At 65.0% G+C, this 13,464-nt stretch carries 12 protein-coding genes and 1 pseudogene; 4 read left to right on the plus strand and 9 right to left on the minus strand.

Annotated elements, in window-relative coordinates:
• Position 1 precedes the first annotated feature (1 nt).
• The 3 genes from ACPEE0_RS15700 to ACPEE0_RS15710 form a co-directional block, all read right to left on the minus strand.
• On the minus strand, positions 2–940 hold the full coding sequence (locus ACPEE0_RS15700; RefSeq protein WP_424574838.1) for a Cgl0159 family (beta/alpha)8-fold protein: 939 nt from the start codon (positions 938–940) through the stop codon (positions 2–4).
• Entirely contained in the window at positions 937–1,953 is a 1,017-nt protein-coding gene (gene iolC / locus ACPEE0_RS15705; protein WP_009356898.1) for a 5-dehydro-2-deoxygluconokinase, read from the minus strand. The genes ACPEE0_RS15700 and iolC overlap by 4 nt, the downstream gene beginning before the upstream one ends.
• Positions 1,954–2,104: 151 nt before the next feature.
• Positions 2,105–2,533, minus strand: a complete 429-nt coding sequence (locus ACPEE0_RS15710) for a tautomerase family protein (protein ID WP_035752050.1) — start codon at positions 2,531–2,533, stop codon at positions 2,105–2,107.
• Positions 2,534–2,698: 165 nt separating this feature from the next.
• On the opposite strand from ACPEE0_RS15710, the gene ACPEE0_RS15715 reads away from it, so the two are divergent.
• The 3 genes and pseudogenes from ACPEE0_RS15715 to ACPEE0_RS15725 all read left to right on the plus strand — a co-directional run bounded on the left by ACPEE0_RS15715 (position 2,699) and on the right by ACPEE0_RS15725 (position 5,230).
• Complete coding sequence (locus ACPEE0_RS15715; RefSeq protein WP_009356896.1) at positions 2,699–3,058, plus strand: ArsR/SmtB family transcription factor; 360 nt, start codon at positions 2,699–2,701, stop codon at positions 3,056–3,058.
• Entirely contained in the window at positions 3,055–3,537 is a 483-nt protein-coding gene (locus ACPEE0_RS15720; protein ID WP_009356895.1) for an SRPBCC family protein, read from the plus strand. The genes ACPEE0_RS15715 and ACPEE0_RS15720 overlap by 4 nt, the downstream gene beginning before the upstream one ends.
• A gap of 497 nt (positions 3,538–4,034) precedes the next feature.
• Positions 4,035–5,230: pseudogene (locus ACPEE0_RS15725) on the plus strand (IS30 family transposase).
• A 139-nt stretch (positions 5,231–5,369) separates the two neighbouring features.
• Here the strand turns inward: ACPEE0_RS15725 and sucD are convergent.
• The 5 genes from sucD to ACPEE0_RS15750 all read right to left on the minus strand — a co-directional run bounded on the left by sucD (position 5,370) and on the right by ACPEE0_RS15750 (position 12,051).
• Positions 5,370–6,272: a succinate--CoA ligase subunit alpha gene (sucD, locus tag ACPEE0_RS15730; RefSeq protein ID WP_133352068.1), complete on the minus strand. Its 903-nt coding sequence runs from the start codon at positions 6,270–6,272 to the stop codon at positions 5,370–5,372.
• A gap of 11 nt (positions 6,273–6,283) precedes the next feature.
• A complete protein-coding gene (sucC, locus tag ACPEE0_RS15735) occupies positions 6,284–7,453 on the minus strand; it encodes an ADP-forming succinate--CoA ligase subunit beta (protein ID WP_009358168.1) in 1,170 nt (389 codons plus the stop codon).
• Between the two features lie 223 nt (positions 7,454–7,676).
• On the minus strand, positions 7,677–8,384 hold the full coding sequence (locus tag ACPEE0_RS15740) for a hypothetical protein (protein WP_235046899.1): 708 nt from the start codon (positions 8,382–8,384) through the stop codon (positions 7,677–7,679).
• Between the two features lie 203 nt (positions 8,385–8,587).
• Positions 8,588–11,128 carry a DNA helicase PcrA gene (pcrA, locus tag ACPEE0_RS15745; RefSeq protein ID WP_035752865.1) on the minus strand — a complete coding sequence of 847 codons (2,541 nt, stop codon included), beginning with the start codon at positions 11,126–11,128 and terminating at the stop codon, positions 8,588–8,590.
• Positions 11,129–11,220: 92 nt separating this feature from the next.
• Complete coding sequence (locus tag ACPEE0_RS15750; RefSeq protein WP_354177294.1) at positions 11,221–12,051, minus strand: inositol monophosphatase family protein; 831 nt, start codon at positions 12,049–12,051, stop codon at positions 11,221–11,223.
• A 32-nt stretch (positions 12,052–12,083) separates the two neighbouring features.
• Between ACPEE0_RS15750 and ACPEE0_RS15755 the strand changes: the two genes are divergently transcribed.
• Complete coding sequence (locus ACPEE0_RS15755; protein WP_354177292.1) at positions 12,084–12,713, plus strand: hypothetical protein; 630 nt, start codon at positions 12,084–12,086, stop codon at positions 12,711–12,713.
• Here the strand turns inward: ACPEE0_RS15755 and ACPEE0_RS15760 are convergent.
• Complete coding sequence (locus ACPEE0_RS15760; RefSeq protein WP_354177291.1) at positions 12,706–13,464, minus strand: DUF998 domain-containing protein; 759 nt, start codon at positions 13,462–13,464, stop codon at positions 12,706–12,708. The genes ACPEE0_RS15755 and ACPEE0_RS15760 overlap by 8 nt on opposite strands.

A 13,464-nucleotide genomic window follows, 5' to 3' on the forward strand; every position in this document is an offset into this window, starting at 1 on the left:
GCTAGTTCTCCGGGATTTCTGTGGTGTGGTGCAGCAACGAGGCAGCCGTGGCGACGGCGCCGGCGACGTCCCCGTCCTGGGGGTAAAGCAGGGTGCGTCCGACGGTCAGGCCCTGGACACCCGGCAGCGCCAGGGCAGCCTGCCAGCTGGAGAAGACCTGGTCCTGGGTTCCTTCCGGGTCGCCGCCCAGCAGCACGGTGGGCATGGTGGTGGCGGCCATGACGCGTTCCATGTCAGCGACCACCGGCAGCTTCATCCACGTGTAGGCGCTGGTGGAACCGAGGCCTTCGGCGATGGCGATCGACTTGATGACCGCGTTGGTGGACAGGTCATTGCGGACGCGGCCGTTTTCCCGGACCGACAGGAAGGGTTCCACCATGGCGATCAGCTTACGCTCGGCCAAGGAGTCGATGGCCTTGGCGGTAGCCTCCAGCGTCACCACGGTGTCCGGATCTCCCAGGCAGATACGGGTCAGCATCTTTCCGCCGTCAGCACCAAGCGCTTCCAGGGCGGCCGCTGTGTGGCCGGTGAAGCGGTCATCGAACTCGTTGACCAGGCCGGCGAGGCCACCCCGGTTCATCGAGCCGAACACCAGTTTTCCGTCCAGGGCGCCCAGCAGGAGCAGGTCGTCCATGATGTCCGGGGACGCCAGGACACCGTTCACGGCGGGGTTGGCCAGCGCAATCTGCAGGCGGTCCAGCAACTGGCGGCGGTCCGCCATCGCTACCGGATCATTTCCTACCGCGAGGGCACCGCGGGCCGGATGGTCAGCGGCGACGATGAAGTTCTGCCGGCCGGACTTCAGCCCGGGGTGGCGGCGGCGGGACGTGGCAGCCCGGGCGATGGCTTCCGGATCCTCAAGGCGGATGGTGCTCAGGTGCTCATAACGGCGCGGGTCATCATCCACGGCATTGTTCGAGGCGATCGGGGTGAGGGTCACAGGGAAGCTCCTTCAGGAATGGCAACACCGGGAACCGTGCCCGGGACAGCGCGGCCGCGTTCGGCCAGCAGCGAGGTGACCTCGTCCGGCGTCGGCATGGCATCAGCGCAGGACAGCCGGGATGCGACGATGGCACCCGAGGCGTTGGCGTAGTCCAGGACCTGGGCCAGCGGCCAGCCGGACAGGAGACCGTGGCAGAACGCGCCGCCGAAGGAGTCACCGGCGCCCAGCCCGTTGACGGTTTCTACCGGAACCGGGGCGGACACCACCCGTTCGCTGCGTGTCTTTGCCATCACGCCCTCGGCTCCGAGTTTGACGACAGCGATCTCGACGCCGGCGGCCAACAAGCGGTCCGCCTGCTCGTCCGGAGTGCCCTCACCAACGGCAACCGCGCATTCCTTATCGTTGCCGATGGCCACCGTGACGTGCGGCAGGACGTTGGCGACCTCGGCGCGGGCCTCTTCCTCTGACGCCCAGAACATCGGCCGGTAGTCCAGGTCCAGGACGGTGAACTGGCCTTCAGCCAGGCCGGTCCGCGGGCGCGCCTCGTGCGCGGCAATATGCGCGCTGCGGCTGGGTTCCTGGCAGAGGCCCGTCACTGTGGACCAGAAAATTCCGGCTTCGCGGATGGCGTCCAGGTCCAACTCCTCGGCCTTGATCTGCAGGTCCGGAGCTGTTGGGAAACGGCCATAAAAGTACAGCGGGAACTCGTCCGTAGCGGGTTTGATTGCGCAGAACGTGACCGCCGTCTGGAGTGCCTGCACCGGGGAGACAAACGAATCGTCCACGCCGAACTTTGCAAGTTCACGGTGCAGGTACGTGCCGAAGGGATCATCACCCGTGCGGGTGATGACTCCGGTGCGGCGGCCGTGCCGGGCAGCGGCGACAGCCACGTTCGCCGGTGAACCGCCAAGGTATTTCCCGAAGGACGTGACGTCCTCCAGGTCCACCCCGATATCGTTCGGGTAGATATCAACGCTGATGCGCCCGATCGTGAGAAGCTCGTGGGTCACGGTAATCGCGGACCTTTCTGGTGTGGAACTCTTGTCCTCGACAGGACACGAACTCCGGGGCTGGGATGCCGTGGTGGAGACCACATGGCAATACTTTGCCCCAAAACCAATGTCCTGTCAAAAGTTTGTACTGACATACTTACAACAAGCGTTATTTGGTTCTTCCGGCGGGGCCGCATTTCTTCGGAACCGCCAGCTCGCCCGTGACGTATTGCGCCCGCCCGAAGCCGAACGACCAGTCGCCGGCAGTATTTTCGACATACCCGATAAAGACGTCCTCGCCGGAAACGCCCACGCCGGCCAGCTTTTCTGCCACCGCCGCGAAGAGCCGCTGCTTGGCCTCCTGGGAGCGGCCGCCTTGGGTGAAGATCTGGATCATGACCACTCCCCTGGTGCGCTCGAACCCGAGGCCGGCATCCTGGGCGAAGATCTGCCCCTGCGGATGCTCGGTCAGGATGTGAAAGTAGTCCCGCTCCGGAATTCCATACTCTGCCAGGATGGCGTCGTGGATTCCGCGACTGAGCGTCTGCAGTTCCGCGGCGGTGCGCCCTTCATTGACGTCAATGCGGACAAGAGGCACGTTGATCTCCTTCATTTATTTGTCCTGACATACTAACAAAGCTGTGGAAGATGGAACAAGGATCCCCCAGAAATCGACGGGTTGGGTATTGAATCCACGAACCGCCAGGCGTAGTCTTAAACAACCAATAGGTTGATAAAGCAGTTAGTTGATTAGAAAGCCGCTATGGACTCCGACAACATGGCATTGGACTCGGCCTTTATGGCCCTGGCCGATCCTGTCCGGCGGAGCATCATTGCCCGGCTCAGCCGGGGCCCGGCCACCGTGAATGAACTGGCGGAACCATTCGAAATTTCCAAACAGGCAGTTTCGAAGCACATCCAGGTCCTCGAGCAGGCGCAGCTTGTCACCCGCACCAGGGACGCCCAGCGCAGGCCCGTCCACCTGAATCCCGCACGGCTGGAGGCGCTCACCGCCTGGATCGACCAGTACAGGCTGGTCCGCGAGGGGCAGTTCCGCAGCCTGGATGCCGTGCTTCAATCCAGCGCCGGGCATGACGGCGCCAAGGCAAAGGACAAGAAATGACCAACGCACTGAAGCTCTCCGTCCCCGAAGGCGTCCCCTTCATCGACTACGAGCGCGAGTTCGATTTCCCCGTCGCGGACGTGTTCCGGGCCCACAAGGAGCCGGACCTGATTGTGCAGTGGCTCGGCCCGCGGGGCTACAAGATGGACATCGACCACTACGACTTCCGGACCGGAGGCAGCTACAGCTACCTGCACACGGGACCGGAAGGTGTGCCCTACGAGTTCAAGGGCATCTTCCATACGGTGCGCGAGAACGAATTCGCCATCCAGACCTTCGAGTTCGGCGGCTACCCAGACGTCGTGAGCCTGGAATTCATGACGTTCGAGGACCTGGGCAACGGCCGGACGCGGCTGCGCGGACACTCGGTCTACCCCAGCCAGGAAGCCCGGGACGGGATGGCCCAGTCCGGCATGGAGGGCGGCCTGAGCGAGGGCTACGAGCGGCTCGACGAACTGCTGAGCAGCGCCAAGGTTTAGCAAGCAGAAGTACGACGACGTCCGGCGCCTTCCGTGGAGAAGGGCGGGTTCTAGCGGTCGTTGCAACACCCAGAATTTTTGGGAGTTGCAACGACCGTGTCGTCTTTAGGGAGAAGCCCGCTGGGCGGCGGAGATATTCGCAGGAGCAGAAGGATCAGTTCTTTGCGGCCCTCGATCGGGTTCAAAATGTCAGTGCCGCCGCGAGGGAACTCGGTTTCAATGTGATGACCTGTCACCAATGGATCCGCAAGGCTGGTTTGCCCCGGGGCAAAGTACGGAAGCAGTCGGTGCACCGGAAGTACACGGCTAGGCAGAAAGAGCAGTTCTTCGCCGTGTTCGACCGTCTTAAGAGCACCACGGAGGCTGCAAAGGAACTCGGGCTGAATCCCAATACGTGCGCCGCGTGGGTGCGGAAAGCCGGGCTGAAGGGTCAGGGAAAGCCGGGGACAGGTCCACACCCTGGAAGGGACGAGTTCTCCCGGCTGCGCAACGCCGGCGTGAGCCGACGGAAAGCTGCCGCGGCAGTTGGTATTCATTTACGGACCGCTGAGGAGTGGGACCAGGGAATCCGGAAGTCCGGCGGACGACGCATTTATCCGGATGGCCGGGTGGTCGACTACAAACGTGGTGTGATCACTATGACCTCTGCCGCCGGCACAACAGAAACGGTCCAGGTCCCGGTGGCCGCGCTGGAGAAACCTATCCACCCGCGGTACCTCAACGTCAAGGAACGGGAACTTATCCGGGACCTGCAGGCCGCCGGATCCTCGGTGCGGGCGATCGCCCACGCCCTCGGCAGATCGCCCTCAACAGTCAGCCGCGAGTTGGCCCGAAACACCGATCCGCGGATGGGCTACCTTCCCCACGGTGCACATCGGAAGGCAACTGCCCGGCGGGCCCGGCCCAAGACAGCCAAACTCGCGGGCGAGTCGGACCTGCGTAAGTACGTGAAGGACAAGCTGCTCCTACGCTGGTCTCCGGAACAGATCAGCCACACGCTGGTCGAAGAGTTCCCCGACAACCCGGAGATGCGCGTGAGCCCAGAGACGATTTACCAGGCCCTCTACCTCCAAGCCAGAGGCGGACTTAAACGTGAGGTGCAAGCAGCTCTGCGGACCGGCCGGACCCGGCGAAAACCCCATGCCACCGCTGATCAGCGCACTCCCAGGTTCACCGACCCCATGATCATGATTTCCGAACGTCCGCCCGAGATCGAGGACCGCGCCATACCGGGGCATTGGGAGGGGGACCTCATCACTGGCGCCCACAACCAGTCCGCGATCGCGACCCTGGTCGAGCGCACCACCCGTTACCTAATGCTCGTCCACCTGCCAAAGGACCACTCTGCCTCAACCGTCCGTGACGGCCTCATCAAAACCATGGCCACCCTTCCGGCGCACCTTCGGGGATCCCTGACCTGGACCAGGGATCGGAAATGGCTGCCCACAAATCCTTCACTCTCGCCACCGACATGCAGGTCTACTTCTGCGACCCCGCAAGCCCGTGGCAACGCGGCTCGAACGAGAACACCAACGGCCTGCTGCGCCAGTACTTCCCCAAAGGCACCGATCTGTCTGTCTTCGGACCCGAGGACCTCGAACACGTCGCCCAGGAACTCAACGGCCGCCCACGCAAAACGCTCGGCTGGAAAACTCCAGCCGAGCGTTTACGTGATTTACTACTAACCACCTAACCAGCAGGTGTTGCAACGACCCCTTGAAACCGCCAAGGCGCCGGACGTCGTCGTACTTAAAACAAACGCGGGGTCACTTCCGGCCCATCCCAAGGAGAATATTGGGCCGGGAGTGACCCCGCGTCGATATCTGGATCTATTAGAGGGCTGCGTAAACCTCGCGCAGCAGCTTGGCGGTCTCGGACGGCGTCTTGCCGACCTTCACGCCTGCGGCCTCCAGGGCTTCCTTCTTGGCCTGGGCGGTACCGGCGGAACCGGAGACGATGGCACCGGCGTGGCCCATGGTCTTGCCTTCCGGCGCGGTGAAGCCTGCCACGTAGCCGACAACCGGCTTGGTGACGTTGGCCTTGATGAAGTCGGCGGCACGCTCTTCGGCGTCGCCACCGATCTCGCCGATCATGACGATTGCCTTGGTCTCGGGGTCAGCCTCGAATGCGGCCAGCGCATCGATGTGCGTGGTGCCGATGATGGGGTCGCCCCCGATGCCGATGGCGGTGGAGAAGCCGAGGTCGCGCAGTTCGTACATCATCTGGTAGGTCAGGGTGCCGGACTTGGAAACCAGTCCGATGGGGCCCTTGCCCGTGATGTTGGCGGGGGTGATGCCCACCAGCGCCTCGCCCGGGGTGATGATGCCGGGGCAGTTCGGTCCGATGATGCGGGTGACCTGGTTGCCGTCGGCGTCCACCTTGGACTGGGCCAGGGCCCAGAATTCGGCGGAGTCCTGGACCGGCACGCCTTCGGTGATGACCACTACCAGGCCGATGCCTGCTTCGATAGCTTCAACAACAGCGTTCTTGGTGAATGCCGGCGGAACGAAGACGATGGAGACGTCGGCGCCGGTTTCCGCCATGGCTTCCTTGACGGTGCCGTAGACGTTGATTTCCTGGTCGCCGTGCAGGACCGTGGTGCCGGCCTTGCGGGCGTTGACGCCGCCAACAATGTTGGTTCCGGCCTTCAGCATCAGGGCGGTGTGCTTGGTGCCTTCGCCGCCGGTGATGCCCTGGACGATGACCTTGGAGTCCTTGTTCAGATAGATAGACATGGTGCGTCCCTTTACTTAGCTGCGTTGGCGAGCTCGGCGGCCTTGTCGGCGCCCTCGTCCATGGTGGCGGCCAGGGTAACCAGCGGGTGGTTGGCCTCGTTCAGGATGCGGCGGCCTTCCTCGACGTTGTTGCCGTCAAGGCGGACTACCAGCGGCTTGTTCGCGGTGTGGCCCAGCTCGGCCAGTGCACCGACAATGCCCTTGGCGACGGCGTCGCAGGCGGTGATGCCGCCGAAGACGTTAACGAACACGGACTTGACCTGCTCGTCACCGAGGATGACGTCCAGGCCGGCAGCCATGACCTCGGCGGAGGCTCCACCGCCGATGTCCAGGAAGTTTGCGGGCTTGACGTTGCCGTGGTTTTCACCGGCGTAGGCAACGACGTCAAGGGTGGACATTACAAGGCCGGCGCCGTTGCCGATGATGCCGACTTCGCCGTCGAGCTTGACGTAGTTGAGGTCCTGCGCCTTTGCCTTGGCCTCAAGGGGATCGGCAGCGTCTTTGTCCTCAAGCAGCGCGTGCTTGGCGTGGCGGAACTCCGCGTTTTCGTCGAGGGAGACCTTGCCGTCAAGGGCGATGATCTCGCCGGCGCCGGTGCGGACGAGCGGGTTGACCTCCACCAGGGTTGCGTCTTCCTTCTTGAAGACGTCCCAGAGCTTGAGGATGACGTCGGCCACCTTGCCGCGCAGTTCCTCAGCGAAGCCTGCCGTGGCGACGATCTCGTCCGCCTTGGCCTGGTCGATGCCGACGGCGGGGTCGATGGCGACCTTGGCCAGCGCCTCCGGGCGTTCGACGGCGAGCTGCTCGATTTCCATGCCGCCTTCAACCGAGCACATGGCCAGGTAGTTGCGGTTGGCCCGGTCCAGCAGGACGGAGAAGTAGAACTCTTCGGCGATGTCCGCACCCTGGGCAATCATCACCTTTTTGACGGTGTGGCCCTTGATGTCCATGCCCAGGATGTTGGTGGCGTGCTCAAGTGCCTCGTCAGCGGACTTTGCGACCTTCACGCCGCCGGCCTTGCCGCGGCCGCCGATCTTGACCTGTGCCTTGACGACGGTGACGCCGCCAATCTTTTCGGCAGCTGCCTTTGCTTCTTCTGGGGTGTACGCCACGATGCCGGCCAGCACGGGTACACCGTGCGCCTCGAACATATCGCGCGCCTGGTATTCAAACAGGTCCACGGTTTAGTGTCCTTCTACGTCGAAGTAGTTTCTATACAGCCGGACACCATCGATAGACGATGACCGGGCTGCGGATTGCACGCACCGGCGGCCTGTCTGGAAACGAGCCACGCGGCGTAATGCTCCTCTGGGAACTCTAGTCCTTTATGGGGACCGGCCCGTCCCAGACTACCGCTTATGTGAGTAAGGACACTATTCTATGAGGCGTAGAAAAACCGCGGATTTACGGGGTTTTTGAGCCCTCGGAAGGCGCCGGGGAGGCCTCTTCACCGGGTCCGGGAATCAGTTCGTAACGCTCGGTTGACACGAAGAATCCGACGCCGGCAGAGACGTTTCCGCATGCCACGCCGCCGTTGTAGGCCGAACACCGCAGCCCGTTGCGTTCCAGGTTCTGCCCCTCGGCCAGGACCGGCAGCTGGGCCAGCGGACCTGTGCGGCTACCGTTGGGCCCGTAGGTTGCCTCCATTTGTGTGACGCCGGACCGGCACTCCCCGTACCAGGCCTTGTCCGGAGTGAGCAGCGCGACCCCGCCCAGGTAGCCCAGCCCGGTTCCGGCACAGTCGTCCCTGACGTCGTCCGCGTCGGGCTTGGGGTAGGTTGCCAGTTCGCAGTGCGCAACCGGGACGATGGCAAGCCTGTTGTTTGCTGAATCGCTGTAGCCGTTTGTTTCGTACGGGAGGTTGATGTGCTCCCCGCGGGCGGACGTGAGGGAGCAGGCCACAGTGCGGTCTTCGGTGATGAACGAGAGGGTGTCCTCACCGTTCGAGAAATCCTGGGGGCTGGCCAGGGCGGCCTGTTCCAGCTGGTCCATCGGCGCGGGCGGGGGCGGCGGCACGTAGCCGGGATCCTCAGTGGTGACAGTGCACCCGGTGGCAGTGGCCAGGAAAAGGGCGGCGAGCATCCCCCAAACAGTCCGTCGCATGCGCTCCATTATGCCCGCCAGTGGCGCTGCCCGAAGTCATCTTCCCCAGCCCGCGCCCTACTGGGGCACTTCGACACGGACACGCCGCAGTCCGGGCCCGTTTTGCGAATTTCGCCGCCCAAAGTGGCCCACGACGGCGGGGCCACCTTAAGTCGGAAGGTCTTTTCTGGCGCGCCTAAGCACCGAGCTTGCATCAGGTTTTGGCAGGGCTCTTAGGCGTCCAGTTTGGTCAGCGGCGCGTAGCGAAGCAGGAGGCGCTTCTCGCCGCCGTCGAATTTCACCTTGGCCACGGTCTTGTCCCCGGCCCCCTCCAGGGCCAGGACGGTCCCGTTGCCGAAGCTTGTGTGGTTGACTTTGTCCCCCACGCTGACGGCGATGATTTCCTTTTGCGGCTGCACCCGGTTCCGGGCGATGACTGCGGGGACGTCGGCGTTGAACCCGGCCGAGGGGTCGGCATTGGCTCCGCGGGAGGTGCCCGCACCCCAGAACGATCCGCTGTACTTGCCCGAGCCGATAGACCCGCCGCCGCTCCAGGCCGCTTGCCTGCTGGTGCCTTCCCGCTTCCACTCCAGAAGCTCGGCGGGGATTTCCTCGAGGAACTGGCTGGCGGGGTTGTACTGGCTCTGTCCCCACATACTCCGGACCTCGGACCGGGTGACGTAGAGCCGTTTCCTGGCGCGGGTGAGCCCCACGTAGGCCAGCCGGCGTTCTTCGGCCAGTTCCTTGGGGTCCGTGGCGGAGCGCTGGTGCGGGAACAGCCCGTGCTCCATGCCGGTCAGGAACACCACGGGGAATTCGAGGCCCTTGGCAGTGTGGAGAGTCATCAGGGTGACGACGCCCAGCCGCTTGGCTTCGGCCACCGCGGAGTCGATGTCGGCGCCCGGGGCGTCCGGGATCTGGTCCGCGTCGGCCACCAGGGACACCTGCTCCAGGAACGCCTCCAGCGTCCCTTCCGGGTTGTCACGCTCATATTCACGGACGACGGCGACGAGTTCGGCCAGGTTCTCCACCCGGGACTCGTCCTGGGGATCGGTGCTTGCCCGCAGTGCCGCCAGGTAGCCGGTCTGCTCCAGGACCGCTTCAAGTGCGGCGGCCGCGCCGGACCCGGAAGCCACCTCGGCGAGGTCGTCCAGCAGCTTCACGAAGCCAAGGACGGCGTTGACGGAGCGGGTGGCCATGGCCGGGGCCTGTTCGGCACGGCGGGCTGCGGCCATGAACGAAATCCGCTCACGCTGGGCAAGGGCGGCGACGGCGCCTTCGGCGCGGTCGCCGATCCCCCGCTTGGGTTCGTTGAGGACCCTGCGGAGGTTGACGTCGTCGTCGGGGTTGACCAGGACCCGGAGGTACGCGAGGGCGTCCTTGATTTCCTTCCGCTCGTAGAAGCGCGTGCCGCCCACTACCTTGTAGGGCAGGCCCACCCGGACCAGGACGTCCTCGATGGACCGGGACTGTGCATTGGTCCGGTAGAAGATGGCGACGTCGCCCGGGCGCAGGTTGTCCTCGTCCTGGAGCCGGTCGATCTCCTTGGCGATGAACTGGGCTTCGTCGTGCTCGTTCTCGCCCACATACCCGATGATTTTGTGGCCTTCCCCTTCCGCGGTCCACAGCCGCTTCTCGGGGCGGTTGGGGTTGCGGGAGATGACCGAGTTGGCCGCACTGAGGATGTTCTGCGTGGAGCGGTAGTTCTGCTCCAGTTTGATGGTGCGGGCCTCGGGATAGTCCTTCTCGAATTCGACGATGTTGCGGATGTCCGCACCACGGAAGGCGTAGATGGATTGGTCCGAGTCGCCCACCACGGTGAGCTCCGACGCCCCGGGCCCCTCCCCCACGATCTCGCGCACCAGCGCGTACTGAGCATGGTTGGTGTCCTGGTACTCGTCCACCAGGACGTGCCGGAACCGGCGGCGGTAGGACTCGGCGAGCGCCGGGAACGCGCGGAACATGAAGACGGTCTCGGCGATGAGGTCGTCAAAGTCCATGGCGTTGGCCTGGCGGAGCCGCTGCGTGTAGCCCTTGTAGACCTCGGCAACGGCCTGCTCGAAGGGATCGTTGTAGTTCGCGGCCGAGGCGTAGGAATCGGCGTCGATGAGCTCGTTCTTCAGCGCCGAGATCTTGTGCTGGATGGCTTTGGGGGCGAACTTCTTGGGGTCCAGGTCCAGGGCCTTGGACACCTGGGTGACCAGCCGCAGGGAATCCGCTGAATCGTAGATGGAGAAGTTTGATTTCAGGCCCACATTGGCAGCCTCCTGGCGCAGGATCCGCACACAGGACGAGTGGAAGGTCGAAATCCACATGATCTTGGCGCGGCCACCCACCAGCGCCTCGATGCGCTCCCGCATTTCCGCGGCGGCCTTGTTGGTGAAGGTGATGGCCAGGATTTCGCCATGGTGGGCACGGCCCGTGGCAATCAGGTAGGCAATCCGGTTGCTGAGGACGCGGGTCTTGCCGGAACCCGCACCGGCCACGATCAGCAGCGCGGAACCGGCGTGCTTGACCGCTTCCTCCTGCTGCGGATTGAGCCCTTCCAGGAGCTTGGCGGCATCGAGCCGGGGCCTGCCATGGTGCTGCCGGTCCGGCCCGGCACCCGGGTGCCCGCCGCCTGCTTCATGGATTCCGGCAGGGTCCCCGGCGGGAACGCTGCCACCTGGACCGGCCGCCGTGGCGAGGCCGTCCGGGTGCGCCTTGGTGCGGGCAGCAGCTGCGGGAGCGGCCTTGAACGGTCCGTCAGAGTACGGGTCAAACAACATATCCATGGTGCCTACAAGTCTAGGCGGTGGGACCGACACCCACTTCCGGCCTGTGGATTACGCCACGGAATCTGCCGGCATTGCCCCGTCTCCCCGGCTTAGGCCACCGAGGCCGACTCGAGGGCCGCACGCAACTCCCGCACCGCCGTCGTGCCTCCTGCCATGAACCATTCCAGGCCGTTGACCCGGACGGTGTCCACGGCGCCACCGGCGGCGCGGACGATGGCCTTGCCCGGCAGCCAGTCCCATTCCGGGCAGCTGTGCTGGAACCAGCAGCCCAGCTGCCCGTCCGCCACCCTGCCCAGGTCGCAGGAGCCCGAACCCAGCATGCGCAGGGTTGCCGCGGAGGTTGCGGCGGCGTGCCACGGCATGGCGCACATCGGGTCCATCAGCCAGCGGGGATGGATGTAGGTGGCGGCGCCCAGTTCGGCGACGGCAGTTCCGTTGCGTTGGCCGCGGTTGTCGTGGAAGACCGTGAGCGGTTCCCCGTTGAGGGTGGCCGGGTGCGAGCGCCCGCCCAGCCAGAGCTTGTCCTCCTCCGGCTGGTAGATGGCCCCGAGCAGCACGTCGGTTTCGTCCTTCAGGGCAATGGCGGAGCACCAGTACGTGGAGCCGTGCAGGAAGTTGTAGGTGCCGTCCACGGGGTCGATGACCCAGGTCCGCCCGCTGCTGCCCTGCACGGATGCGCCCTCTTCACCCAGGATTCCGTCCTCCGGCCGGCAGCGCTGCAGCTGCTCCAGCACGTAGGCCTCGGCGGCGTGGTCCGCGGCCGTCACAACGTCGGAAATGGATGTCTTCTGCTGGGACTGCAGCCCGGCCATCCGCATCAGGAGTGCCAGCTGCCCGGCCTCCCGCACCAGGGCTGCCGCCAGCTGGTGGTCGTCCAACGAAGGGTCAAGTTCAACAGCGCTGTGCCGGCCAATGGTCATGGCTTCAGTGTATGGGGCGGAATAATGGTGCCATGGCCAAGACCCCTGCCCAGCGGATCAAGAAGCACGGCGCCAAGGCGGCGGTGCCGCAGCACCACCTGCCGCCGGTGATCAACCCGACCACCAGCCGGACACCGGAAAAAGCCCAGAGCAACAGCAACCTGATCCTGATCGCCGGCGTCGTGGCCAGCCTGTTCCTGTTCTGGTACCTGCACCTGCTGACCCTGGACCAGCTCCGGCAGCTGACCGGCGGGCTGGCAATGCCGGACTCGCTCATCGGCGGCTTTGACCCTGCCTACATCGGCCAGCTTCAGGCGGTGATGGACGCTGACGCGCTCGGCCAGCTCAACTACGTTCACAAGACCGCCGGCACGCTGTTCCCGCTGATCTTCGGCTTCACGTGGCTGCTGCTGATCGGCACCAACGTCGCCCGCAAGGCGTTCCGCTGGGCGCTGTGGGCGCTGCCGCTGCTGTTCGTGGTGGTCCGGCTCTGGGGCAACGTTGCCATTGACGGCGTCCTGGCTGCCGAAGCGCCCGACGCCGGCCAGGTTGCCTTGGCGTCCGGCCTCACCATTGCCGGGTGGGTGCTTTTGGTCCTGAGCCTGGTGGCAGGCGGCGCGGCCGTGCTGCTGAAGGCGCGGAGCAAGAAGGCTGCTAGCTGACGGCTGCTGCCGCCCGGGCCTGCTTCCGGTGCCGGTGCACCCGCTGCGCAATCACCAGGCCCGCCGTCGCCATGCCCACGGTGACGGGGTAGCCCATGATGCGCTCGAGTGTTCCGGGCTCGGGAATGTCCATCCTGGTCAGGCCGCCGGTCACCAGCGCGGCCAGGGACACGCCGCCGCAGGCCAGGATGAACCAGGCCATGGCCGACTTCCGCAGCCAGAGGATGCCAAGCACCAGCAATGCCGCGGCACCGGCCAGGAAGTACATGATGGCACCGGTGAAGTGCCAGCCGGAGCCGGCGTCCTCGGGAACCAGACCCACAATGACGGTGCCCGCCCCGGCTGTTCCGGTCAGGATCCGCACCCAGACCGCTGCGAGCCACGGCTTGCTGCGGCCAGGCTGTACCCGCGCCCCCGCCCGCGCCGCCACGCACAGCAGGCCCGAGCTCAGCAGGATGGCACCCAGCAGCATTCCCAGGCCCTGGACCACGAACGACGCGTTCATGAGCCAATTCAGCGGGGAGCAGACCTCCCGCCCGTCGAAGATGCCACAGTTCAGGGCACCCAGGTCGCTGATGTAGCCGGTCCGCAGGTCATAGGGACGGGGGCCGGCCCATGCCGCGATCACCGCAGCTTCGGCGGCGAAATACTGCAGCACGCTCAACACCGACCACGCACCGATGTACTGCCGGGTGGACGCGGTATCCGGAATGAACGCCGCCGCGGGCGCCGTGGACGGTGCTGGAGTCAT

It is taken from the genome of Arthrobacter sp. SD76, assembly GCF_049726125.1.
GTDB classification, from domain to species: domain Bacteria; phylum Actinomycetota; class Actinomycetes; order Actinomycetales; family Micrococcaceae; genus Arthrobacter; species Arthrobacter nitrophenolicus.